Source organism: Kitasatospora saccharophila (assembly GCF_039529925.1).
GTDB lineage: Bacteria > Actinomycetota > Actinomycetes > Streptomycetales > Streptomycetaceae > Kitasatospora > Kitasatospora saccharophila.
In genome coordinates this window covers 1-22,927 of sequence record NZ_BAAANS010000089.1, presented here as the reverse complement: position 1 = coordinate 22,927, position 22,927 = coordinate 1, and the positions used below count along the sequence as shown (strand labels likewise).

Genomic DNA, 22,927 nt, shown 5'->3' with positions numbered 1-22,927 from the left:
ACCGGTCCGGTAGCGGGCCCGGTGGGCGGCGCCGTGGGCGCTCCCGGTGCGGCCGGTGCCGCCGTCGGCGCGGCCGCGCTGGTCGGCGGCGGCCAGCGCCCGGCGGGCGGCCGCCCGGTGGCCACCGGCCCGGTGGTGCCGATCGGCGGCGGCGGGATCGGCCAGCAGGCGCCCGGCGGCCCGGTGCGCGGCTACGAGCCGCTGGGCGACGTCCGGCGGCAGTCCGGCACCGACGAGCAGGGCCTGCCGGTGAACCCCGGGCAGGCGTCCGCGGCCTGGCTGGTGATCGCCAACGGCCGCCGCGGTGGCGGCGCGGTCGGCCCGCTGCCGGCCGGCGAGCGCGAGCGGGTCCTCGCCGACAGCCGCCCGTACGGCCTGCCCGGCGGGCTCGGCCCGGTCGACCCGGCGCACCAGGCCGAGGCGGTGCGCCGCACCCCGGTGCCCGCGCCGGACCCGATGGTCGGCGAGTGGATCGAGGTGCTCAACGGCGGCGGCCCCGCCGAGAGCGGGCGCGCCAACAACTGCGTGGACGTGTCGCTGTCCGCCGTGGACACCCTCGGCGGGGCGCCGACCTGCGCCGCGCCCCGGCTGCCGGACGGCCCGGCCGGCGAGCGCGGCGGCCGCGACCGCGCCGAACTCGAACTCGGCACCCGCTTCCTCGACCTCGGCGACGGCGCCGACGCCCACGGCAGGCTCGGCCAGGCCCTGCTCGCCCACGGCACCGGCACCCGCGCGGTGCTGCTCACCGTCGACGCGTTCGGCCGCTCGCACACCTGGAACGCGGTCAACCACAAGGGCGTGCTCAGCTACCTGGACCACCAGACCGGCTACGCCGCGCCCACTCCGCTCTACCCGGCCGACCACGGCCTGTGGGCGATCGCGGTCGACGCCGCCGACCGGCCGATCGACCTGGCCGCGCCGCTGCCGGCCACCGTCGCCGTCCCGGAGCACACCCCCGCGCCCGAGGCGGCGCCCGAGCCCGAGCCCGAGCCGGTGCTGGTCGGCGCGGGCGGCCCGGACGCCGACCGCCCCGAGCCCGCCACCGAGCCCGCCCCGCCGCGATCCCGGCTCACCATCCACCGCACCGCCACCGGGAGCACCAGCCGATGATCACCCGCGAGCAGGCCCTCGCCACCGCCCACCGCTGGGTCAACGGCGACCTCCCGCAGGAGGGGGCGCGGCCTGTCAGGTGCCACGAGTTCGACCTCGGCTGGGTGCTCTGGCCGGAACCCGCGCCGCTCCTCACCGACCCGCTCAGCGGCGCCCGCCGGGCCCCCGAGGAGATCGGCGCGGCCTGCGCCGTGGTCGACCGGGCCACCGGCGAACTCGTCGTCTACCCGTCCGTCCCGGTGCCGGTGGTCGAGCAGCTGCACCGGGACCGGCTCGGCGCGGGCAGCCACGACCCGTCCCGGCCGCCGGTCACCGGCCCCGGCACCCGGGCCACCCTCAGCTACCGGGACGACAAGGACCAGCCGCAGTCCCTCACCGTCCACTCCGCGCACGGCCGCCCGCACCCCGCGCTGCGGGCCCGGCAGCAGCTCGCCGAGCAGGGCGTCCCGGCCGACCGGCTGGTCGCGCTGCGCACCGACCTGCGGCTGTCGATGCTGCCCGGCAGCTACTCCGAGCAGGCCGTCGCCGAGCAACTCCCCGGCGTACGGCTGGAGTTCGAGCAGCCGTACGGGCCCCGGCACGACCACCGGGCGGCCGCCGTGCGGGCCCTGGTGGCCCGCACCCGCAGCGGCCACAACCGGGTGCCGTTCCCGGCCGCCGTGCCGCCCGCCCAGCCCGAGGACGAGACGGGCCTCGGCAGGCGGCTGGCCGCGCTGTTCGGCGAGGACGGCGTCCGCCGCTTCGAACAGGCCGAGACGCTCGCCGCCGACCTGCCCGAGGCCGTCGCCCGCCCGCTGCGGCGCACCGGCCTGCCGCGCGAGGTCCCCGGCTTCTTCGCCCTGCACCTGCCCGAGGCCGACGGCATCGCCGAACAGGCCGCCCCGCCGCTGCCCGACCTCGCCGAGCACCTCGCCGCGCTCGGCCGCGGCCGCCGGGCCACCGCCGCCGCCCGGGCCGCGCTGCTCGGCCAGCGCCTGATCGGCACCGACGGCTGGGCGCTGATCACCGTCGACACCGCCCAGGGCAGGGTCCGCGCCGTCGACCCCGACACCTGCGAGGCCCGCTACTGCAACGCCGACCTCACCGCCTTCACCCGCTCGCTGGCCCTGCTCGCCGAACGCCGCCCGGCCCTGCTCGACCTCCCGCCCGAGCAGGCCGGCCCCGCCGTCGCCGAACTCCAGTGGGCGCTGGCCGGACTCGACCGGACCGCGCTGCGCGACCCGGAGAACTGGTGGGCGGTCATCGTCGAACAGCTCTGGGACGGAATGCTCTGACGCCGTTCGTATCCCTGCCGGTCACCGGGTTGGGCTAGGTTGGACGGTCATGCGACTCGGTGTGCTCGACGTAGGCTCCAACACCGTCCACTTCCTCGTGGTGGACGCCCACCCCGGTGCGGCCCCGCTGCCCGCTTACTCCCACAAGGCCGAACTGCGCCTCGCCGAGCTGCTGGAGGAGGACGGGGCGATCAGCGAGGTCGGCGTCGACCGCCTGGTCTCGATGGTCGCCTCCTCGCTGCGGGTCGCCGAGGACAAGGGCGTCGTCGACCTGCTGCCGTTCGCCACCTCCGCCGTCCGGGAGGCCGCCAACGGCGAGGAGGTGCTGCGCCGGGTCGAGGACGAGACCGGCGTCGCGCTCACCGTGCTGTCCGGGCAGGACGAGGCCCGGCTCACCTTCCTCGCCGTCCGCCGCTGGTTCGGCTGGTCCTCCGGCCGACTGCTCAACCTCGACATCGGCGGCGGCTCGCTGGAGGTCGCCTGCGGCATCGACGAACAGCCCGCCGTGGCCGCCTCCCTGCCGCTCGGCGCCGGCCGCCTCACCCCCCGGCTGCCCGGCGAGGTCGCCGACCCCGGCGACCTGCGCGAACTGCGGCGCCACATCCGCGCCGAGATCGCCGGGACGGTCGGCGACTTCACCCGGCTCGGACCGCCCGACCACGCCGTCGCCACCTCCAAGACCTTCAAGCAGCTCGCCCGGATGACCGGCGCCGCCCCCGAGAGCGCGGGCGCCCGCGTCCCCCGCAGGCTCAGCCGGGCCGGCCTGTCCGCGTGGCTGCCCCGGCTCGCCGCGATGACCCCCGCCGAGCGGGCCCGGATCCCCGGCGTCTCGCCCGGCCGGGCCCGCCAACTGCTCGCCGGCGCGCTGGTCGCCGACGCGGCGATGGACCTCTTCGGCCTGGAGGAGCTCGACATCTGCCCGTGGGCCCTGCGCGAGGGGATCATCCTGCGGCGGCTGGACTCGCTGGACGGGCACGAGAAGCGCGTCGCGATCGAGGCGTAACGCCTGCGGCGCGCTCACGGGGGCGAAGCCGGGGGCGCGGGGAACTGCGCGCAGCGGGAAAAGCACGCCAGCGAGATCGCGAAATAGTGCAAGCTCTCGTCCTGCTTCGCGATCTGGCTGTGCGTGCTCGGTCGGCCGCGCAGTTCCTCGCGCCCCTGGGTTCGCTTCGGCTGGCCGCAGCAGGTTTCCTCGCGCCCCTGGGTTCGCTTCGGTTGGCCGCGGCAGGTTTCCCCGCGCCCCTGGTTTCGCGGAGCGTGACCTAGTCTGGTTGGCGTGGCGGATTCGGCGGAGGAGCGGCGGTCGAGGCGCGGCCCCCTGCCGTTGAAGGCGGCGCGGGCCGCCAGGACGGCGCGGCGGAAGCTGGAGCGGCCGGTGCTGCCGGCGCCGCATCCGGCGTTGCACGTGCCGGACACGAAGGTGGCGCTGTCGACGGCGTCGGTGTACCCGTCGACGACGGAGACGGCGTTCGAGCTGGCGGCGCGGCTGGGGTACGACGGCGTCGAGGTGATGGTCTGGAACGATCCGGTGAGCCAGGACGTGGAGGCGTTGCGGCGGCTCTCGGACCGGCACGGGGTGCCGATCCTCGCGGTGCACGCGCCGTGCCTGCTGATCACGCAGCGGGTGTGGAGCACGGATCCGTGGACGAAGCTGGTGCGGGCCCGGCGGGCGGCGGAGCGGTTGGGGGCGGACACCGTGGTGGTGCACCCGCCGTTCCGGTGGCAGCGGCAGTACGCGCGGGAGTTCGTGGCGGGGATCGACCGGATGGCGGGGGAGACGGACGTCCGGTTCGCGGTGGAGAACATGTACCCGTGGCGCTACCGGGACCGCGAGGTGCTGGCGTACGCGCCGGGCTGGGACGTCACGGACGAGGCGTACCGGCACTTCACCGTGGACCTGTCGCACGCGGCGACGTCCAGGACGGACGCGTTCGAGCTGGTGGACCGGATGGGCGACCGGCTGGCGCACGTGCACCTGGCGGACGGGTCGGGGTCGGGGAAGGACGAGCACCTGATCCCGGGGCGCGGCAAGCAGCCGTGCGCGGAGCTGCTGGAGCGGCTGGCCCGGACGGGCTTCGACGGGCACGTGGTGCTGGAGGTGAACACCCGCAAGTCGGGCGGCCCGGCGGAGCGGGAGGCGGACCTGGCGGAGGCGCTGGCGTTCACCAGGCTGCACCTGGCGACGGCCCGGCCGGACTCCTGACCCACCGTCGATTGACCCACCGTCGATCCACAAGGCTCGTGCACGGAGCGTCCTTTGGGCCTAGGGTCGTCGGCATGATCGACGAGAGCCCGGGCGGCTACGACCCGGTGCTCCGCTCGCGCAGCCGGGGACGACCCGGGAGAGGGGAACGACATGGACGACGTGAAGGCGCACGCCGCCTCCTTCGGTCCGGTGGCCGCGCAGTACCAGGCGGCCCGGCCGTCCTACCCGGACGCGCTGTTCGACGAGCTGGAGCGGCTCTCCGGCCGCCCGCTGGCCGGCGCCGACGTGCTGGACGTGGGCGCGGGCACCGGCATCGCGACCCGGCTGCTGGCCGGGCGCGGCGCCCGGGTGGTCGCGGTGGAGCCGAGCGGGGGGATGGCCGCGGTGCTCCGCGAGGTCAGCCCCGAGGTGCCGGTGGTGAAGGCGAGCGGCGACGAACTGCCGTTCCACGACGCCTCGGTGGACTTCGTGACGTACGCCCAGGCGTTCCACTGGACGGAGCCGGGCCGGTCGATCCCGGAGGCGCTGCGGGTGCTGCGCCCGGGCGGGGCGCTCGCGGTGTGGTGGAACGTGAAGCACTACGAGGTGCCGTGGCTGGCCGCGCAGCAGGAGCGGATGATCGCGGCCCTGCCGACCTACCACTACTACGGCGGGGTGAACGTCCGGCACCGGGACCTGACGGAGGCGGGCCTGGAGGTGCGCACCGCGCGGTTGCGCTGGGAGCGGCGGATCCCGGTGGACCGGGCGATCGACGACCTGACCTCCCGCTCGTACTTCGCGGTGCTGGAGCCGGAGCAGCGGGCCCCGGTGCTGGCCGCGGAGCGGGCGGCGCTGCTCGCCGAGTTCCCGGACGGGCAGGTGGTCGAGCCGTACCTGCTGGACCTGTTCGTCGCGCCGAAGCCGTAGCCGGGGCGTCCGCCGGGGGCGCCCGCACTGACCGCATCGCGGACACCGGGTCCGGGGCGGCCGGGGCGGGCGTAGGCTCGACAACCCCCGAGAGTCTCCTGAAGGAGCGGCAACGATGCCCCAGCTGAGGTCCAACACGGTCACCCAGGGTCGCAACATGGCGGGCGCGCGCGCCCTTCTGCGCGCCGCGGGCGTAGCCCGCGAGGACTTCGGCAAGCCGATCATCGCGGTCGCCAACTCCTTCACCGAGTTCGTCCCGGGCCACACCCACCTGCAGCCGGTCGGCCGGATCGTCTCCGAGGCGATCAAGCAGGCGGGCGGCATCCCGCGCGAGTTCAACACCATCGCGGTCGACGACGGCATCGCGATGGGCCACGACGGCATGCTGTACTCGCTGCCCTCGCGCGACCTGATCGCCGACTCGGTCGAGTACATGGTCAACGCGCACTGCGCCGACGCGCTGATCTGCATCTCCAACTGCGACAAGATCACCCCCGGCATGCTGATGGCCGCGCTGCGCCTGAACATCCCGACGGTCTTCGTCTCCGGCGGCCCGATGGAGGCCGGCAAGGCCACCCTGGTCGACGGCACCGTCCGCAAGCTGGACCTGGTCGACGCGATCTCCCAGGCGGTGAACGAGAACGTCTCCGACGCGGACATCTCGATCATCGAGGAGAACGCCTGTCCGACCTGCGGTTCCTGCTCCGGCATGTTCACCGCCAACTCGATGAACTGCCTGACCGAGGCGATCGGCCTCTCGCTGCCCGGCAACGGCTCGCTGCTGGCCACCCACACCGGCCGCCGCGCCCTGTACGAGCAGGCCGGCCGCACCGTGGTCGACATCACCAACCGCTACTACGGCGGCGACGACGACTCGGTGCTGCCGCGCAACATCGCCACCCGGGCCGCGTTCGAGAACGCGATGGCGCTGGACATCGCGATGGGCGGCTCCACCAACACGATCCTGCACCTGCTGGCCGCCGCCCAGGAGGCCGAGGTCGACTTCGACATGCGGGTGATCGACAGCATCTCCCGCAAGGTGCCGTGCCTGTCCAAGGTGGCCCCGAACGGCTCGTACTACATGGAGGACGTGCACCGGGCCGGCGGCATCCCCGCCATCCTGGGCGAGCTGTACCGCGGCGGCCTGCTGCACGAGGACGTGCACACCGTGCACTCCGACTCGCTCGCCGAGTGGATGAAGACCTGGGACGTGCGCGGCGGCTCGGCCTCCGAGGAGGCCGTCGACCTCTGGTACGCGGCCCCCGGCTGCGTCCGCTCCGCCGAGGCGTTCAGCCAGTCCGAGCGCTGGGACACCCTGGACACCGACGCCGCCGGGGGCTGCATCCGCAGCGTCGAGCACGCCTACTCGGTCGAGGGCGGCCTCGCCGTGCTGTACGGCAACATCGCCGAGGACGGCTGCGTGGTGAAGACCGCGGGCGTGGACGAGTCGATCTGGCGCTTCCAGGGCAAGGCCGTGGTCTGCGAGTCCCAGGACGAGGCGGTCGACAAGATCCTCCGCAAGGAGATCACCGAGGGCGACGTGGTGGTCATCCGCTACGAGGGCCCCAAGGGCGGCCCGGGCATGCAGGAGATGCTCTACCCGACCTCCTTCCTGAAGGGCCGCGGCCTGGGCAAGGCGTGCGCGCTGATCACCGACGGCCGCTTCTCCGGCGGCACCTCGGGCCTCTCGATCGGGCACGTCTCCCCGGAGGCGGCCTCCGGCGGCGCCATCGCGCTGGTCGAGGACGGCGACTCGATCACCATCGACATCCCGGCCCGCACCATCAACCTGGACGTCTCCTTCGAGGAGCTGCACGAGCGCCGGCTCAAGCTGGAGTCCGAGGGCGGCTACCGCCCGAAGAACCGCGACCGCCAGGTCTCGGCCGCGCTCCGGGCGTACGCGGCGATGGCCACCTCCGCCGACAAGGGCGCCGTCCGGGACGTCTCCAAGCTCGGCTGAGGCGCGTGGCACCCGGGGGAAGGCCCCCGTTCGTGGTGATAATCGGACCGTGAGTACGACGAGTACGACGAGCGCGACGACCACTGCGGACGGGGCCCCCGTTCCCCCGCCGATCCGCTGGTTCGGCACCACCTGGGTCCAGCGCGGCACCGGCTACTGGCTGCGCCGCGCCGCGGTCTCGACCGGCGCCCTCGCGGCCACCGCCGCCGGGGCGCTCCTGCTGCGGCTGGGCGTCTCCGGCGTCCGGATGTCCGAGGCGGGCCCGCTCACGATGCTGCTGTCGCTCGCCGTCGGCCTCTGCAGCGCGCTGGCCGGCCTGCGGAACTGGAAGATCCTCACCGAGGGCAAGGACGCGCTGACCGGCTGGATGGCCGAGGAGAAGCAACTGGCCGGCGTCTGGCTGGTCGGCTGCACCGGCGCCCTGGCCGCCTACTTCGCCCGCAGCCTGGTCGAGGCCCCCGGCGAGGGCCTCAAGCGCGCCGCGTACGACCAGGAGACCGCCGTCTGGCACCGCCGCCGGGCCTCCCGGGCGGAGCGCGAGGCCCGCAGGGGAGGCCGGCGGCGGTCCTGACCGGCCGTCAGCTGCGGGTGATCCGGCGGCAGCCCCCGTCGTCCTCCGGCAGCGGCTCGGTGCGGTCGTACGGGTCGGTGGTCGGGCCGGTCGGCGACGCACCGCCCGCGCCCGTCCGCAGGGACACGAACCCCGGCTGCAGGTAGCCGGAGCCCCGCTCGCACCAGTTGTTGTCGAACTCGCTGCGGAACTCGCCCAGCCGCGGCTTGCCCGGCGTCACGTCGTAGTGCTCCGGGTCGTAGAACCGGAAGGTCATCTCCCGGCGGACGATCTCCCGCTCCACCATCCGGCTGCGGTCCAGCTGCGTCCAGGAGGCCGACCGCGCGCCGGCGCCGAGACCGTCGGGCTCCGGCTTCCCGGCGTCCGGGCCGGGGCGCACCGCGTACACGAACGTGACGTCGGCGTGCACCAGCAGGCCCCGCGCGCCGTCGCCCTCGACGGAGATCCGGCCCTGCACCTTCACCTGGTCGGTGATCGGCAGCGCCCGGGCCGGGTCGAAGCGGCTCACCCAGTCGACCGGGTCGTGCTCGGCGTCGGGGTGGGCCAGCGCCTCGCGCAGCCGGTCGGCGTCCGGGCCGTCCATCAGGTCGATGACGTGCTGGACGTCCCCGCCGGACAGCACCTGCGGGTCCAGGTTGCTCGCCACCAGCAGCTGCCGCACCGCGGCCACGTCCGCGGCCACCTGCTCCGCGCTGAACACGCCGGTGGCGGGTGTGCCGTCGGGCCCGCCGATGCCGGCCGTGCCGTTCGGCCAGGTCGCGGCGGGCGAACCCGCCCAGGGGCGCTCCGGGGTCGGCACGTCCGGGTCCACGGACGGCGGGGCGCTGCTCGGCGGGGCGGTCTCCGCGCCCACGGTGGGCAGCGCGGAGGACTCCGGCGCCTTCGAGCGGCCGAGGTCGGTGACGGCCAGTCCGACCAGCACGGCCACCACCACCCCGAGCAGCAGCAGCGCGTTGCGCACCGGGTGCGGGCGCGCCGGCCCGGTCGGGCGGTCCTTCGACCGGACCTCCGTGGTCGGCCGCCACGGCTCGTTCGCCGGCGGCGGGTCCTTCTTCCACCGCTCGGCCAGCATCCGGGCACGCCCGGACGCCTCCCTGTTCTTCGCGGACCGGACGAACTCCTCGTCCAGCACCAGCCCCTCGAAGGGGTCGTCGGTTCTGCCGGGGCCGCCGTTGTCGGGCCCCGGCTCATCTGTCGTCGGCACGGCCGGAAGTATGCCGACCACCGCCGACACCCCCGACAACGAGGGGGAAACACGACGTGCCGTCAGCTCCCGCGGGCCGTCAGCTCCTGCGGGCCGCGCGGGCCGTCAGTCCTTGCGGGCCGCCTTCACCGCCCCCACCACGCCCGCCACCGCGAGCAGCGCGCCGGCCGGCAGCAGCGAGGTGAACAGCGCCCCGAACAGGCCGTAGTCGCCCAGCAGCCACAGCGCGAGCGTGTTCAGCACCAGCAGCGCCCCGGAGGCCGGGAGCACGGACTGCCACGGGTGCGCGTCCGCCCAGCGGCGCAGCCGCCGGTCACCGCCGCCGCGCAGCCGGCCGCCCACCGTGCCGACCAGGAAGAAGAAGAACAGCCCCCAGCTCACCGGCCCGGCCAGGATGTCCAGCGACCAGTGCAGGGTGACCACGTCCACCGCGAGCGCGGCCCCGCCGACCACCGTGCCCACCGCCGCCGCCGTCTTCCACGGCCCGAGCGTCGCGGCGGCGACGGCGACCTGGCGGTTCTCACGTCCTGACAACTCTCCGTGTCCCATGCCTCCACGGTGCCCCCGCCGGGGCCCGGAAGCCATAGCCCCGGCCCCTGAGATTCCCCCTACGGGGGCGGCGGCGGGGGCCGGTGCGGCGCCGCGCGGTTCGGTGCCGCCCCGCGCCCGCAGGGTGGACACCTCTGCCGGGGCGGCGGCGTCCCGGTGCAAGATGGCGGCCAGGAACCGCACCGTACGGAGGCACGCACCATGAGCGACCGCAGCACCGCCGGCCAGAAGATCGCCTTCCTCGGGACGGGCAAGATCGGCGAGGCCCTGCTCTCCGGTCTGCTGCGGGCCGGCACCTCGCCCGCCGACGTGCTGGTCACCGCCCGCCGTGCCGAGCGCGCCACCGAACTCGCCGACCGCTACGGCGTTACCACCGTCACCAACGCGGAGGCCGCCAAGCTCGCCGACACCCTGATCCTCGCGGTCAAGCCGCAGGACATGGGCACCCTGCTGGACGAGCTGGCCGAGCACGTGGCCGCCGACAAGCTGGTGGTCTCGGCCGCCGCGGGCATCCCCACCGCCTGGTTCGAGGAGCGCCTCGCCCCCGGCACCCCCGTGGTCCGGGTGATGCCCAACACCCCCGTCCTGGTCGACGAGGGCATGAGCGTGATCTCCGGCGGCTCGCACGCCACCGAGGCGCACCTGGCCCGCACCGAGGCGATCTTCCGCTCGGTCGGCAAGGCGCTGCGCGTCCCGGAGAGCCAGCAGGACGCCGCCACCGCGCTGTCCGGCTCCGGTCCCGCCTACTTCTACTTCCTGGTCGAGGCGATGATCGACGCGGGCATCCTGCTCGGCCTGCCCCGCCAGGTCGCGCACGAGCTGATCGTGCAGTCCGCGATCGGCGCCTCGGTGATGCTGCGCGACTCCGGCGAGCACCCCGTCAAGCTGCGCGAGGCCGTCACCTCCCCGGCCGGCACCACCATCGCCGCCATCCGCGAGCTGGAGAACCACGGCGTCCGGGCCGCGCTGCTCGGCGCGCTGGAGGCCGCCCGGGACCGCTCCCGGGAGCTGGCGGGCGGCGGCAAGTAGGCTCGGTCGACGTGAGTGACGACATCGGCCGCGACGGCTACGACCTGCTGATCCTGGACAACGACGGCGTGCTGGTGGACAGCGAGCCGATCTCCAACCGGGTGCTCGCCGAGTACCTGACCGAGCTCGGCTACCCCACCACCGTCGAGGACTCCTACCGGGACTTCATGGGCACCGCCGCGCACACCGTGCACGACGTGATCGCCGAGCGGTACGGGGCGGTGCTCCCGGCGGGCTTCGACGACCTGTTCCACGAGCGGGTGTTCGCCGCCTTCGAGGACGAGCTGCGTCCGGTGGCCGGGGCGGAGAAGCTGCTCACCCACCTCCAGGAGCACGGCGTCCGCTACTGCGTCGCCTCCTCCGCCCACCACTCCTGGATCCGCACCGCGCACCGCCTCACCGGCCTGTCCGGGTACTTCACGGACGAGCTGCTGTTCTCCGCCCAGGACGTCGGCGTCGGCAAGCCCGCCCCCGACCTGTTCCTGCACGCCGCCCGCACCATGGGCGTCGACCCGGCCCGCTGCCTGGTCCTGGAGGACAGCCGCAACGGCGTGCTGGCCGCCCGGGCCGCCGGGATGGACGTCTACGGCTACGCGGCGCTCACCGAACCGGCCAAGCTCACCTCGGCGGGGGCGACCGGCCTGCTCAGTACCCTGGACGGGGCGATCGGCCTGCTGCCGAACTGATCCCCGCGCGTCTCCGAACTGGTCCCCCCGACCCCCTCCCGCCGGCGCCGCCGACCGCCTACGCTCTGCCCAACAGTTGCGTACCGGCCGGTAGCGTCGGTGGTGAGCGAGGTCCCGATGCAGGTCACGGCCCCGGCCGAACCCACCCCCCGGCTCCGGCAGGCCCGGGCCGCGCTGGCCGTCTCCTTCTTCCTGCAGGGCACCACCTTCGCCCTGCTGGTCACCTGCATCACCGATCTGCAGAAACGTTACGGCCTCAGCGACGGCCTGCTCCCGCTCTTCCTCGCCGCCGTCCCGATCCTGGCCGGCGTCGGCTCCATCACCTCCGAGACGCTGGTCAAGCGCACCACCGCGCGCGGCGTCCTGCGGGTCGTCCAACCCGCCCTCTGCCTCACCCTGGCGCTCACCGGCCTCGGTTCCCAGCTCTGGCAACTCGCCGTCGCCCTCGGCCTGTTCGGCCTGCTGGTCGGCGCCCTGGACGCCTCGATGAACATGCTCGGCGTCGGCCTCCAGCACCGCTACGGCCGCAGCATCATGATCGGCTTCCACGCCGCGTTCAGCCTCGGCGGCATCGTCGGCGCCGCGATCGCCGCGATCGGCGCCCACTGGGACACCGGGCTGCCGCTGCTCTTCGGCGGCGCCGCGATCGTCCTCGTCCCCGCCGCGATCGTCGCCGGACGCTGGTTCGCCGGCCCCGCCGAACTGGGCGACGCCGTCCGGGAGGCCGCCGAACTGGCCGCCCGCCGCATCCCCTGGAAGCCGCTGCTCCCGCTCTGCGCCGTGATGGCCTTCGCCTACATCGCCGACGCCTCGGTCTCCAACTACAGCGTCAAGTACCTCACCGACGGCCTGGACAGCCCCGAGGACCTCGCCAAGTTCTCCTACCTCGGCTACATGGTCGCCATGCTGCTCGGCCGCGCCGTCGGCGACCGCGCCGTCCAGCGCTTCACCGTCCTCCCGGTGGTCCGCACCGGCACCGCCGTCGCCGCCGCGGGCTTCCTGATCGCCGTCCTCGCCCCCGGCCCCTGGGGCGGCATCCTCGGCTTCACCGTCCTCGGCTTCGGCATCTGCGCGATCATCCCGCAGGTCTTCGCCGCCGGCGGCCGGCTCTTCCCGCACGCCAGCGACGCCGCCGTCGCCCGCCTCAACCTCTTCAACTACGTCGGCTTCCTGATCGGCTCCCCCCTGGTCGGGGCCCTCGCCGAACTCTCCAACTACCGCTGGGCCTTCTGCGCCCCCATGCTCCTCGTCCTGGCCGTCCTCCCGCTCGCCCCGCACTTCGCCCCGGCCCCGGCCGAACCGGCCGACCTGGCGAAGAGCCCGGCCTGAACGGCCCGAACGGTCAGATCAGTCGGGCGGGTTCGTCCAGCCAGGCGCGCCGGCCGTCCGGGGTGACGGTCAGCCCGAACCGCTCGACCCCGGGCCGGCCCGCGTCGTGCCACCAGGCGAGGGCCCGCTCGAACTCGTCCCACAGCCGGGGTGGCAGCGCTAGGGATGGATCGAATCCGACCCCACGATCGGCATCGAGCGATGGCCGGCACCGCCCGACCGCACCAAGGCCCTTGCTGAGGAACAGATCGCCGCCCTGTGGCGGCTGGACGTCTCGCTATGGGAGAAGACGTTCTGGAAAATGCTCTACGAGTCGGCGGCCCGCGCCGATGAGGTGCTGTGCCTGAACGTGGAGGACCTATATCCGCAGGACAAGCGCGGAAGGATCACCGCCAAGGGCGGGGCGATCGAGTGGATTCACTGGCAGTCCGGCACCGCCCAGCTCCTGCCCCGACTGATCGCCCGTCGCACCCGCGGCCCGCTGTTCCTCACCGACCGCAAGGCCCCGGCCGGAACACCCACGCTGGACGTGTGCTCCGAGACCGGCCGGGCCCGGCTCTCCTATCGCCGGGCCGAAGAAATCTTCGAGGAGAACACCCGACCACCGGCCAACCCTCTCGCCTCGCCCGAGGACGCCGAGGACCGGAACGGCTGGACGCTCCACCGGCTACGCCACAGTGCCCTGACACACGACGCTGAGGGCGGGACCTCCACCCCGATGCTGCTGGCCCGCTCCCGCCACGCATCCGTCCGCTCCCTGGAACGCTACGCCCGCCCCGGCGTCGACGCAGTCGCCCGACACGTCGCCGAACGCGACCCCGCCGCTATCCCGACGGTCCTCACCAAGGTCTGGGGCGCCACGACCGCCGCGGCCGCAGCCATGCCGTCCGGCATAGGACGACGCCTCGCCGAACCGCTGGCGATCGTTTAGCGGGGCCTGAGTCCGTCGACGACGACGTCCAGCATGCGGCTCAGCTGCGGACGCTGCTCGGGTGCGCCGGCCACGGAGAGCAAACCGGCGAGGATGCCGCCTACCTCGACCGGGTCGATGTCGCTGCGCAGTTCTCCTGCCGTGGCGCCGGCCTCGAGCACCATCGCCAAGATCTGCTGGACTTCGTCGCAGACGGGGCCGGTGCCGAAGCGGCCGGAAGCGCTCATGGCGACCAGGGCCTCGCAGATGCCGCGTCGTTCACCGGCCCAGTCGGCGAATCGGAGCATCCACGCGTGGAGGGCCTGAGCGGGCGGCTCGGTGGCCAGCAGGGTGCGCGCATCCTCGCGCAGAGGGCGGATCTGGTCCCGGTAGACCTCTTCGACCAGATCCTCACGAGTGGGGAAGTGCCGGTACAGGGTGGCGTTGCCAACTCCCGCGCGTTTGGCGATCGCGTCCAGCGAGATCCCGCGTCCGGATGCGAAGGCTTCGGCGGCCGTGGCGATGAGCTGCTCGCGGTTGCGCTGGGCGTCGGCGCGCAGGGTGCTGCGTGGAGGTGTCATGACCTTCGCGATCGTGAGTGGCGGATGAGGCTCGGGAACGATTCGGGGATGTCCCCGGTTCAGTGTACGCTGAGACAAACGGGGAGGTCCCCGATTACGGGTGGTCTCATCCATCGCATCAGCGACGAAAGGTTTGCCATGCCTACAGCTCTCATCACCGGGGGGACGACCGGGATCGGCAGAGCGACGGCCGAGCTGCTGTACGCCCGTGGCTACCAGGTCGCGGTCACCGGGCAGAATCCCGAGTCCCTCGCGCGGGCGCAGTCCGAGCTCCCCGGCGACGTGCTCGTCGTCCGATCCGACGGGCGCGTGCTCTCCGACACCGACGCCCTGATGTCGGCGGTGTCGGCGCGGTTCGGATCGCTTGACCTGCTCTTCCTCAACGCCGGGATCTTCCGTCCGGCACCGGTTGCCGAGGTGACGGAGGAATCGTTCGACGAGCACGCCGACCTCAACTTCAAGGGCCAGTACTTCACCCTCCAAAAGGCCCTTCCCCTCATGAACGACGGCGGCTCGATCGTGCTGACCGTCGGCATCGGATCCCGTCGCGGCACCCCCGGCGCCACGGTGGGGGCGGCGACACGCGGCGCGCTGCTGGCCATGCTGCCCTCGCTCGCGCTCGAACTGGCCCCGCGCAGGATTCGCGTCAACGCCGTGAGCCCGGGAGTGACCGACACCCCGCTGCTCAACAAGCTGGGCGTGCCCGAGGGCGGCCGGGACGCCATGCGCTCGAAGATCCCCTTCGAGCGCTTCGGATCCAGCCAGGAGGTCGCGGAAGCGGTCGCCTTCCTCGCCTCGGACGCCGCCGCCTACATCACCGGCCAGGACGTCACCGTTGCCGGCGGCTACGGGCTCGGCGCCTGAAACCCGGGCGAGCCGACCACCGATCCCCACCTCTCGAACACCACGAACCGCACCTCACGGGAGAACACGATGGCACTCACTCTCGACACGTATCGGCTGCTGGGCCGTTCCGGACTCCGGGTCTCGCCGCTGGCGCTGGGCACGGCGACCTTCGGCACCGAGTGGGGCTGGGGCGCCGAGCGCGACGAGGCGCGCAAGCTCTTCGACCGCTACACCGAGCTCGGCGGCAACTTCTTCGACACCGCCAGCACCTACACCAACGGCAGCTCCGAGCGACTGCTCGGCGAATTCGCCCACACCAACCGCGACAAGATGGTGCTGGCCACGAAGTACTCGACGCTGCGTCAGCCCGGTGACCCCAACTCCGGGGGTACGCACCGCAAGAGCATGCTGGCGTCGGTCGAAGCCAGTCTGCGGCAGCTGAACACCGACTACATCGATCTGCTCTACCTGAACGTGTGGGACTTCCGGACGCCGGTGGAGGAGATCCTGCGGGGCCTGGACGACCTGGTGAGGCAGGGCAAGGTTCTGTACCTGGCGATCTCCAGCGCCCCGGCCTGGCAGGTGTCGCGCATGCAGACGATCGCCGACCTGCGCGGCTGGTCGCCGCTGGTCGCGCTGGAGATCGAGCACAGCCTGATCGAGCGTACCGGGGAGCGTGACCTGATCCCCATGGCACGCGAGATGGGACTGGGCGTGGTCCCCTTCTCCCCGTTGGGCGGCGGGGTGCTCACGGGCAAGTACGGCCGCCAGGACCTGAATCCGGTGGGCCCCGTCGCCGGCGAGACCGCCGGCAGCCGCCGGAGTCTCAACGCCGCCCTGGGCATGGTCACCGAACGCACCCTCGCCATCGCCGACGTGGTGAAGACGGTGGCCACGGAGGTGGGCCGCACACCCGCCCAGGTCGCCCTGGCCTGGACCCTGAACGCCCCGGGCGTGACGGCACCGATCATCGGCGCCCGCACTCTCGCACAGCTGGAGGACAACCTGGGTGCCCTGCAGGTCGACCTCACTCCTTCCCAGCTGGCCCGCCTCGACGAGGTCAGCGCCATCGACCTCGGCAATCCGCACGGCCTGCTCGCCAGCGACCACATCCGCACGGTCACCTCGGGTGACATGGAGATCGAGACCCGCCGCTGATGCGCCCCATGAACGGCAACATTCAGACATACCACCACGTTTTTGATGATGGAACGGAGCAACCTTGGCATGGGTAAGTACTAGCGACAAGAATGTGGTGATCACGGGTGGCGGCAGCGGCATGGGGCTCGCCGTAGCGGAGCTGCTGGTGCAGGGCGGAGCCCGGGTGGTGATCACCGGCCGTTCTCAGGCCAAGCTCGACGCGGCGCGCGAACGGCTCGGCGCGAATGCCGTGGCCGTCCGGGCCGATGTGGCCTCACTGTCCGACCTCGATATGCTCGCCGGCCGGGTGAAGAGCGAGCTCGGCTCGATCGAGGCTCTCTTCGTCAACGCGGGCATCTCACCCCTCACGCCCCTCGGGTCGACGACCGAGGAGGCGTACGACGAACTGTTCGCGATCAACGTCAAGGGCGCCTTCTTCACTGTGCAGAAGCTCGCCCCCCTGCTGAGCGCGAACGCCGGCATCGTCCTCACCACCTCGATCGCGAACGTCATCGGCATGGCGGACACCAGCGTCTACGCGGCCGGCAAGGCGGCGCTGCGCTCCATGGCCCGCACCTTCTCCCGCGAGCTGCTTCCGCGCGGAATCCGTGTCAACGCGATCAGCCCGGGCCCCATCGACTCGGGGATCCTGGAGACGATGAACCTGTCCAAGGAGGCCGCCGACCGGTTCAGGGCGGAGCGGACCGCGAGCAACCCCATGAAGCGCTACGGCACCGTCGAAGAGTTCGCCAAGGCGGCCGCATTCCTCGCCTTCGACGCCACATACACCACCGGCATCGAGCTGGCCGTGGACGGCGGCGAAACCCAGCTCTGAGCTCGTCCGCCGTCCCGCCGCAGGCGTAAGGCCCGCCACCACGGCGGTTTCAGGGGGCGCTGCAACACCTGGTCGTGTCGATCAGGCCGCGAGCAGTTCATGCAGGCGCTCGGCTGGGGTTTCCCAGCCGAGCGTTTTGCGTGGGCGGCCATCGAGTTCGGCGGCGAGGGTGCTGGAGACCAGATGCTGTTCGTGGGCCATTCCGCGTCAGTGAGGGTGTCGGCCCACTTCGGTTCGGCGAGGACCTGCTGCGGCAGCAGCGTGTTGACGTGGACCAGAGCGGACTGGAGCAGGTGCAGCGCGAGCATGCTGACCCCCTGGGACTCCTTGTCCGCGTCGGCCAGGTCGCCGTCCTTGCCGTAGAAAAGGTCCTTGTTCGCGGAGTTCCAGTTCTCCACGACCTGGAGCCCCTCGTGGAACTCCTGGCGCATTTCGATGTCGGCGAGGTAGTCGCAGACGAACGCGGTCCGCACGGCCCGCCGAGTTCTTCGATGGCCTGGTAGGTGGGGTGCTTGGGGCCGCCGCGGGTGAAGCGGCGCAAGACCTGCTCGGCTTCGGCGGTGCCCAGGCGCAGGGCGGTGGTGTACATCACGATCTGGTCGTACTGCTGGGCGATCAGTTCCCAGTTGATCGTCTTGGTGGACAGCACCGGTGCGAGGTTCGGCCACTTCTCGTCCTGCCCGGCGGCCGGCCGGTACAGCTTCGCGGAGCCGATGTTCTTCAGCCTCGGCATCAGCTTGAAGTCGAGCAGGTGAGCGAAGGCGAAGCCGACGATGGGGGCGCCGTGGGTGTCGGTGTACTGCCGGTCGACCTCCATGTCGGTGCAGTGCCGCAGCACGCCCTCGATCATCGAGGCGACTTCCGAGGCCGAACAGCTCTTTGGCTGGGAGTAGATGCAGGCCGACTTCCGCTCGACGTGCCAGTAGATCATCACCCCGGGACCGCGGTAGCGCTGGTGCCACTCGGTCATCAGGTTCGAGGACCAGGCGCCGAACTCGCGGCTGTCGGAGGAGGCGGTCCTGTACTACCGCCTCGGCGGCGTCGCAACGATGGCGGAACAGTTGGCGTACCTGCGGACGGCCATGGCGCTGCCTGCCGTCTCGCTCGGGGTGATTCCGTTCACCGCGTCGCGCACCATGTGGCCGGTGGAGACCTTCAACGTCTTCGACGACCGGGAGGCCGGAGTGGAACTCCTGTCCGCCCAGGTGACGGTCACCGCTCCCGGCGAAGTCGGCCTCTACGTCCAGGCGTTCGACCGGTTCAAGGACCGTGCGGTGTACGGCGCGGAGGCACGGGCCCTGATCTCCAAGGCGATCGGCTTCCTCGGCTGACGGCTGCGCGCCGTCGTCCTCGATGCCCCCGGTGGGGCGGGGTCAGTGGACGTCGGTGCATTCGGTGGTGTCCTGGGCGGGGAGGCGGCCGGTGGTGAGGAAGGTGGTGGTGGCCTGGTCGGCGCAGGTGGAGCCGGTGCCGTAGACGTAGTGGCCGCCGTTGTCGACGCCGACGAGGGCGGAGCCGGTGCCGAGGGCCTCGTGCATGCCGAGGGCGCCGGACCAGGGGGTGGCGTTGTCGCGGTGGTTCTGCAGGATCAGGGTGTTGCGGGGGCCGGGGGTCATGGCGACGGGGGGCTCGGCGGGCTCGGCCCAGAAGGCGCAGGGCCAGATGTCGGCGGGCATGCCCGCGGTCAGCGGCCACTGCGCGCGGTCGGCGGCGGTGCGCTTCGCGTACCCGGCCACGTCCTGCGGCCACTGGGCGTCGCCGCAGGTGATGGCCATGAACATGGTGGCCTGGTTGTCGGCGGGGACGCCTTCGACCGCGGGTTCGTCGGCCAGTACCTGCTTGAGGACCGCGGTGTCGGCGTCGGTGGGCCGGCCGTCGGCGAGGTCGGCGGCGGCCCGCCAGAACTGGGCGGCCACCGGCAGGGTCTCGTTGTGCAGGAGGGTCGCGTACGTGACGTTGCGCAGCAGGGCCCCGTCCAGTGGCGTCGGCGTGCCGGGGATGGTGGCGGGCGTGCGGTCGAGCCGGGCCGCCAGGGCGAGGTAGGTGCGGGTGACTTCGGCGGGGGTGGCGCCGAGTCCGAGGGTGTCGTGCTGCGCGGCGGCGACGCGGGCGGCGTCGGGGAAGCGCTCGGCCATGCCCTGTCCCCAGCTGCCGGCCACCGTGTCGGCCCAGACCTTCGTGGGGTCGACGTTGCCTTCGAGGACCATCCGGTCGGTGCGGTCCTGGAAGAGGGAGCGGTAGACGGCGCCGAGGTAGGTGCCGTAGGACTGGCCCCAGTAGGAGATCTTCTGCTCGCCGAGGGCCGCGCGGACGCGGTCCAGGTCGCGGGCGGTGTTCGCGGTGGTGAAGTGGGTCAGGGACTCGCCGAGGGTGTCGGCGCACTTCTGGGCGTAGGACTTGGCCTGGGCGGTGTTCCGGTCGATGGAGCCGTCGGCGGCCGGGTAGGGGAAGATCGCCGGGACGGACGGGCTGGGCAGTCCGCAGCTCTGCGGGGTGCTGTGGCCGACGCCGCGCGGGTCGAAGCCGATCAGGTCGTAGTCGGCGCGCACCGACGCGGGCAGGGTCGCCGCCATGGTCGCGGGCATGGCGAGCCCGCCCAGTGCCGGGCCGCCGGGGTTGAGCAGCAGGACGCCGTGCCGCTGCGTCCGGTCGGTGGCGGCCAGCCGGGAGACGGCCACCGTGATCTTCGGGCCGTCCGGGTGCCGGTAGTCCAGCGGGACTTCCAGGGTGCCGCAGCTCAGGTCGAGGCCGCCGGCCTGTTGGGCGACTTCGGCCGGGCAGGCGCCCCAGGCGATCTGCGGGCCCTTCGGCGCCGCGTCGTCGTCGCCGGTGCACGCGGTCAGCGCGCCGCCGGCCAGGGCGGTGGCGACGAGTGCGGTGGCGAGCCGCCGGGTGGTGCTGCGGGTGGTGCTGCGGGTCCGGGCGAAGAAGCGGTGGGCGGTGGGGTGTTGGGCGTTGTCCATGGCACTGTCCTTGACTGCTCGGCCTGCTGGGTGACAACACGAGTCAACAAGCGGGGGGCAGTGCCGCGCGTCACCGCTGGGAGGACAACTCGGGTCGCTCGCACGGGGGATGGCGGGAGCGGAACGCGGCCCGTCCGGCCGGGAGTCGGGGCGCCCGGGGTGCGACTCGGGCGCCGCCTCTCAGGTGCGCCCGGGGGCGGTGATTCTCGGCTGCGGCAGTGGGGGCGGCGGGGCTAGCGTGAGGCCCCTGCGGACGGAGGAGGGGATCGCGGTGCTGGTCATGCCGGAGCGGCGGACGTCGACCATGGAGCTGCTGGCCGTGGCGGCTGCCGGCCGGGGCATGCCGGTCCGGGCGGCGGAGGAACCCGGCCTGACCGGTCCGGCGCACTGGTACGGCGGCCCGCTCGCGGGCGCGCGGCTGGCGCCCCGGCTGGGGTTCGCGCTGCTGGAACCGACCGACGACTGGCTCGCCGAGCTCCCGGAGGAGTTCACCGGACGTCAGGTCCGGGCGGGCACCATCGCGGACGCGTGGGCGATCGACCGGCCGACGTTCGTCAAGCCGCCCCGCGACAAGACCTTCCCCGCCGAGGTCCACACCGACGGCTCCCGGCTCCCCGGCACCCTGGACCCGGCCACACCCGTGCTGCTCTCCGAGGTGGTCACCTTCGCCGCCGAGTACCGGCTCTTCCTGCTGGACGGCCGGATCGCCACCGCGAGCCGCTACGCGGTGTTCGGCCGGCTCGACCCCGCCCCGCTCGGCCCGGACCGCCCCGGCCGGACGATCGCGGCGGAGATCACCGAGTTCACCGACCGGCTGCTCACCTCGGCCGGACCCACCCTGCCCAGCGCCGTCGTCGTGGACGTCGGCCAACTGCTCGACCCGTACCGCCCCGGCCACCGCTGGGCCGTGGTGGAGGCCAACATGGCCTGGTTCTCCCACGCGTACGCCGCCGACCCGGCCCGGGTGCTGGACGTGGTGCTGCGGGCGGCCGGCCCACGAGAGTGCCTGCGGCCGCGCGACCTGGCTTTCGAACGGGAGTGACCGGTGGCCGGCCCGAGGGGAGGCCAGGAATTTCTGACTCCCTCGGGCGGGACGGGCTCAGACGGTGCCGAACTCGCCGGTGGTGGTGGCGGTGACGAAGGTCGCCCAGGCGGTGGGGGTGAACTCCAGGCGGGGGCCGTGCGGGTCCTTGGAGTCGCGGACGTGGCCCGGGTGCGCGTCGTCAACCTCGATGCACACGCCACCGTCGGAGTTGCTGTAGCTGCTCTTGCGCCAGTGGCGTTCGGGAGTCTGCTTGAGGTTGTCGTGAGGCATCGGGCCGGTCCTTCCAGCGTGGTTCTGGTCGGGTGAGGGTGGCTCAGATGGTGCCGAACTCGCCGTTCGTGGTGGCGGTGACGAAGGCGGCCCAGGCGGTGGGGGTGAACTCCAGGTGCGGGCCGTGCGGGTCCTTGGAGTCGCGGACGTGGCCCGGGTGCACGTCGTCAACCTCGATGCAAGCTCCGCCATCGCCATTGCTGTAGCTGCTCTTGCGCCAACGGCGTTCCATCGCAGATGACTGAGGGTCGTCGTGGGGCATCGGAGGTCAGTCCTTCCAGGATAGATCTGATCAGCAGCTCGGATGCCTGTGGGGACAATGCCTGAGCCCTGAGCAGATCGTAGAGTGCCTGCCGGTCTACGACGTCACGGGATTTGTCGAACACCACTCCGGCACGGCTGCTCTCCTCGTATGCAACACGCTGGCCGTCGTCCATCGTCAGGAGGAACAGCGACGAGTACTCGGAGTGGGCCCCGGCTTCGAAGGGCAATACCTGAACCACCACGTTGGTCAGCTGCGCTACGTCAAGGATCGCCTGTAGCTGGCGGGCCATCACTTCACGGCCACCCACAGCGCGCCGGAGCGCGGATTCGTCCAGGATGAACCAGTACCGGCAGTCTGCTGCCTGAAGGCGGAGTTGCCTGCCGAGCCTGGCCCGCACGCGGTTCTGGATCTCATCGTCGACCGCGTAGGGCATGCCCGCCCGTAGGACGTGCCGGGCGTAATCCTCGGTCTGCAGCAAGCCGTCAACCGAAGGGCTGTAGCACTCGACCATCGTGGCCTGGTCGATCAGGCTCAGGATCTCCTGGTACTTCGCCGGATGGTCCTCCCGCCGGGCCAGCGGCAGCAGTCGCATGAAGTGGCCGCCCGTTTCGAACACCCGGTCCAGCTGCTCGGACAGGCCCTCCGGAACGCGGTGATCGCCGCTCTCCACCCGGGACAGCGTGGCGGCGGAGGACAGCGCCTCGACGGCCAGGCGGGCCAGGGACCACCCGCGTTCCTCCCGGTGCCGTAAGACCTCGGACCCGTAGAAGTGACGGGCACTCAGGGTCGGATCTGGACGCCGTTTCTGGAAGGCCATGGCCACTTCCTCTGCCCTCGCGTTGCACGCGTTCCACGCAACAGACCCCCGGTCCTGCTGTCTTCCAGCTCCCGGATGGAACGCGTCTCTCCTGTTCAGGGTAGCGCCGCTCCGCGACGCTTGGAGCACGGAACGTGACATTCGTGGATCGAGGGAACGGGTGGTGACCGCGATGGCCAACTCCCTGCTTGACCGGCTGGAGCGGCAGGATCGGGCCTTCGCGCGCAAGGTGTGCGACGGGCTCCGGGAGGCGCTGGACGCGGCGGGTCTCAGGTTGCCCTCGCTGGGGGTGGAGCGGGCGGCCACGGGGGCGCACCTGGTGCAACTCGGCGGTGTGGCGCCGGGTTTGGCGAGTGAGTTGGCGACGCTGGTCTGGACGGGTGCGCCGTACGTGCGGGCCGTGCGGGGCGGGGAGTTCGGCGGAGGGCACC

Annotated in this window: 24 protein-coding genes and 1 pseudogene; 17 read left to right on the top strand and 8 right to left on the bottom strand. The window is 72.7% G+C overall.

Annotated elements, in window-relative coordinates:
• The 7 genes from ABD345_RS36830 to ABD345_RS36800 form a co-directional block, all read left to right on the top strand.
• A partial coding sequence (locus tag ABD345_RS36830) for a toxin glutamine deamidase domain-containing protein (protein ID WP_344558757.1) occupies positions 1-1,110 on the top strand: 1,110 nt, incomplete at its 5' end.
• A complete protein-coding gene (locus tag ABD345_RS36825) occupies positions 1,107-2,384 on the top strand; it encodes an SUKH-4 family immunity protein (protein WP_344558755.1) in 1,278 nt (425 codons plus the stop codon). The genes ABD345_RS36830 and ABD345_RS36825, both read left to right, overlap by 4 nt.
• 49 nt (positions 2,385-2,433) lie before the next feature.
• Positions 2,434-3,387, top strand: a complete 954-nt coding sequence (locus ABD345_RS36820) for a Ppx/GppA family phosphatase (protein WP_344558753.1) — start codon at positions 2,434-2,436, stop codon at positions 3,385-3,387.
• A gap of 396 nt (positions 3,388-3,783) precedes the next feature.
• Positions 3,784-4,587 carry a sugar phosphate isomerase/epimerase family protein gene (locus tag ABD345_RS36815; protein WP_344558765.1) on the top strand — a complete coding sequence of 268 codons (804 nt, stop codon included), beginning with the start codon at positions 3,784-3,786 and terminating at the stop codon, positions 4,585-4,587.
• Between the two features lie 153 nt (positions 4,588-4,740).
• A complete protein-coding gene (locus ABD345_RS36810) occupies positions 4,741-5,496 on the top strand; it encodes a class I SAM-dependent methyltransferase (RefSeq protein WP_344558751.1) in 756 nt (251 codons plus the stop codon).
• Between the two features lie 115 nt (positions 5,497-5,611).
• A complete protein-coding gene (gene ilvD, locus ABD345_RS36805) occupies positions 5,612-7,456 on the top strand; it encodes a dihydroxy-acid dehydratase (protein WP_344558749.1) in 1,845 nt (614 codons plus the stop codon).
• A 49-nt stretch (positions 7,457-7,505) separates the two neighbouring features.
• Positions 7,506-8,027, top strand: a complete 522-nt coding sequence (locus tag ABD345_RS36800; protein ID WP_344558747.1) for a hypothetical protein — start codon at positions 7,506-7,508, stop codon at positions 8,025-8,027.
• 7 nt (positions 8,028-8,034) lie between these two features.
• On the opposite strand, the gene ABD345_RS36795 is transcribed toward ABD345_RS36800, so the two are convergent.
• Both ABD345_RS36795 and ABD345_RS36790 read right to left on the bottom strand, forming a co-directional pair.
• On the bottom strand, positions 8,035-9,231 hold the full coding sequence (locus ABD345_RS36795; protein WP_344558745.1) for an SCO2583/SCO2584 N-terminal domain-containing protein: 1,197 nt from the start codon (positions 9,229-9,231) through the stop codon (positions 8,035-8,037).
• 105 nt (positions 9,232-9,336) lie between these two features.
• Positions 9,337-9,765, bottom strand: coding sequence for a hypothetical protein (locus ABD345_RS36790; RefSeq protein ID WP_344558744.1), 429 nt, complete (start codon positions 9,763-9,765; stop codon positions 9,337-9,339).
• A gap of 216 nt (positions 9,766-9,981) precedes the next feature.
• Between ABD345_RS36790 and proC the strand changes: the two genes are divergently transcribed.
• The 4 genes from proC to ABD345_RS36765 all read left to right on the top strand — a co-directional run bounded on the left by proC (position 9,982) and on the right by ABD345_RS36765 (position 13,755).
• Positions 9,982-10,809: a pyrroline-5-carboxylate reductase gene (gene proC / locus ABD345_RS36785; RefSeq protein WP_344558743.1), complete on the top strand. Its 828-nt coding sequence runs from the start codon at positions 9,982-9,984 to the stop codon at positions 10,807-10,809.
• 11 nt (positions 10,810-10,820) lie between these two features.
• Entirely contained in the window at positions 10,821-11,495 is a 675-nt protein-coding gene (locus ABD345_RS36780) for an HAD family hydrolase (protein ID WP_344558742.1), read from the top strand.
• Positions 11,496-11,612: 117 nt separating this feature from the next.
• The gene (locus ABD345_RS36775; RefSeq protein WP_344558763.1) at positions 11,613-12,824 is read left to right on the top strand and encodes an MFS transporter; all 1,212 of its coding nucleotides are present in this window, start codon (positions 11,613-11,615) and stop codon (positions 12,822-12,824) included.
• A 169-nt stretch (positions 12,825-12,993) separates the two neighbouring features.
• Complete coding sequence (locus ABD345_RS36765; RefSeq protein ID WP_344558761.1) at positions 12,994-13,755, top strand: tyrosine-type recombinase/integrase; 762 nt, start codon at positions 12,994-12,996, stop codon at positions 13,753-13,755.
• Here ABD345_RS36765 and ABD345_RS36760 read toward each other — a convergent pair.
• On the bottom strand, positions 13,752-14,315 hold the full coding sequence (locus ABD345_RS36760) for a TetR/AcrR family transcriptional regulator (protein ID WP_344558741.1): 564 nt from the start codon (positions 14,313-14,315) through the stop codon (positions 13,752-13,754). The two genes, ABD345_RS36765 and ABD345_RS36760, sit on opposite strands and share 4 nt — an antisense overlap.
• A 138-nt stretch (positions 14,316-14,453) precedes the next feature.
• Here ABD345_RS36760 and ABD345_RS36755 point away from each other — a divergent pair, with 138 nt between their 5' ends.
• The 3 genes from ABD345_RS36755 to ABD345_RS36745 all read left to right on the top strand — a co-directional run bounded on the left by ABD345_RS36755 (position 14,454) and on the right by ABD345_RS36745 (position 17,136).
• The gene (locus ABD345_RS36755; RefSeq protein ID WP_344558740.1) at positions 14,454-15,179 is read left to right on the top strand and encodes an SDR family oxidoreductase; all 726 of its coding nucleotides are present in this window, start codon (positions 14,454-14,456) and stop codon (positions 15,177-15,179) included.
• Positions 15,180-15,248: 69 nt separating this feature from the next.
• Positions 15,249-16,319, top strand: coding sequence for an aldo/keto reductase (locus ABD345_RS36750; RefSeq protein ID WP_344558739.1), 1,071 nt, complete (start codon positions 15,249-15,251; stop codon positions 16,317-16,319).
• A 121-nt stretch (positions 16,320-16,440) separates the two neighbouring features.
• On the top strand, positions 16,441-17,136 hold the full coding sequence (locus ABD345_RS36745; RefSeq protein ID WP_425556944.1) for an SDR family oxidoreductase: 696 nt from the start codon (positions 16,441-16,443) through the stop codon (positions 17,134-17,136).
• Positions 17,137-17,360: 224 nt separating this feature from the next.
• Here ABD345_RS36745 and ABD345_RS36740 read toward each other — a convergent pair.
• Positions 17,361-18,148 (bottom strand): annotated as a pseudogene (locus tag ABD345_RS36740) (Tn3 family transposase); the annotation flags it as partial.
• A 37-nt stretch (positions 18,149-18,185) separates the two neighbouring features.
• On the opposite strand from ABD345_RS36740, the gene ABD345_RS36735 reads away from it, so the two are divergent.
• Complete coding sequence (locus ABD345_RS36735) at positions 18,186-18,467, top strand: Scr1 family TA system antitoxin-like transcriptional regulator (protein WP_344558737.1); 282 nt, start codon at positions 18,186-18,188, stop codon at positions 18,465-18,467.
• A gap of 42 nt (positions 18,468-18,509) precedes the next feature.
• Here the strand turns inward: ABD345_RS36735 and ABD345_RS36730 are convergent, their stop codons facing one another.
• Positions 18,510-20,099: an alpha/beta hydrolase gene (locus ABD345_RS36730; RefSeq protein ID WP_344558735.1), complete on the bottom strand. Its 1,590-nt coding sequence runs from the start codon at positions 20,097-20,099 to the stop codon at positions 18,510-18,512.
• Positions 20,100-20,403: 304 nt separating this feature from the next.
• Between ABD345_RS36730 and ABD345_RS36725 the strand changes: the two genes are divergently transcribed.
• The gene (locus ABD345_RS36725; RefSeq protein WP_344558759.1) at positions 20,404-21,141 is read left to right on the top strand and encodes an ATP-grasp domain-containing protein; all 738 of its coding nucleotides are present in this window, start codon (positions 20,404-20,406) and stop codon (positions 21,139-21,141) included.
• Positions 21,142-21,198: 57 nt separating this feature from the next.
• On the opposite strand, the gene ABD345_RS36720 is transcribed toward ABD345_RS36725, so the two are convergent.
• Genes ABD345_RS36720 through ABD345_RS36710 form a run of 3 tightly spaced genes read right to left on the bottom strand, consistent with a single transcriptional unit; the run spans position 21,199 to position 22,496 of the window.
• The gene (locus ABD345_RS36720) at positions 21,199-21,414 is read right to left on the bottom strand and encodes a DUF397 domain-containing protein (RefSeq protein ID WP_344558733.1); all 216 of its coding nucleotides are present in this window, start codon (positions 21,412-21,414) and stop codon (positions 21,199-21,201) included.
• A gap of 43 nt (positions 21,415-21,457) precedes the next feature.
• Positions 21,458-21,577, bottom strand: coding sequence for a DUF397 domain-containing protein (locus ABD345_RS36715; protein WP_344558731.1), 120 nt, complete (start codon positions 21,575-21,577; stop codon positions 21,458-21,460).
• A gap of 4 nt (positions 21,578-21,581) precedes the next feature.
• Positions 21,582-22,496, bottom strand: a complete 915-nt coding sequence (locus ABD345_RS36710) for a helix-turn-helix domain-containing protein (RefSeq protein ID WP_344558730.1) — start codon at positions 22,494-22,496, stop codon at positions 21,582-21,584.
• Positions 22,497-22,659: 163 nt separating this feature from the next.
• Between ABD345_RS36710 and ABD345_RS36705 the strand changes: the two genes are divergently transcribed.
• Positions 22,660-22,927: hypothetical protein (locus tag ABD345_RS36705; protein WP_425556943.1), on the top strand; the 268-nt coding region annotated here is incomplete at its 3' end.